The sequence below is a fragment of the Staphylococcus sp. 231237_7MaSpsaltlick genome (genome assembly GCF_043107035.1).
Map to the genome: position 1 here is coordinate 1 of NZ_JBICNX010000292.1, position 551 is coordinate 551.

Genomic DNA, 551 nt, shown 5'->3' on the forward strand with positions numbered 1-551 from the left:
TTATTTAGTAGCTATATTCTATTTATTTTTCCATATCCATTTTTGAGTGAATGCTTCTTTATATAATCTGTTTACATAAATTTTAAGTTACCCTTAAATATAACTTTTTACTTTTATTTTTTGCTTTATCTACACTGTATATTGTTAATTTAGTACCTTTTTTCTGTGCTTTAATATTTAGTTTATAATTACCTTTTGCATCTACAGTTGCTTGTCCAATTTTGCTTGAACCTCTATAGATATAGACAATTGAATTTTTTTCGCCTTTTCCACTAACAACTTTAGATTTTGTTGTTATTTTGCTTATTGTTGGTGTCTTAGGTGCTGTTCTATCTATAACTTTCTTTGTAACAATCTTACTCTTTTTATTGTATTTATTAATTGTAAATATTTGAATATTTGTACCTGCTTTTTGTTTTGGAATACTCATAAAATATTTACCATCAGTAACTTTTGCTTTTCCTATTTGCTTATTATTTACATATGCATAAACCATCATATTAGATGTAGCTTTTCCTCTTATTTCTTTTGAAAAATCCGCTATCGTATCA

The 551-nt window shown here is 25.2% G+C and carries 1 protein-coding gene; it reads right to left on the reverse strand.

What is annotated here, in order from left to right:
- Window positions 1-82 precede the first annotated feature (82 nt).
- On the reverse strand, window positions 83-551 hold a 469-nt coding region (locus ACF91D_RS31530), incomplete at its 5' end, for an Ig-like domain-containing protein (protein WP_392438662.1).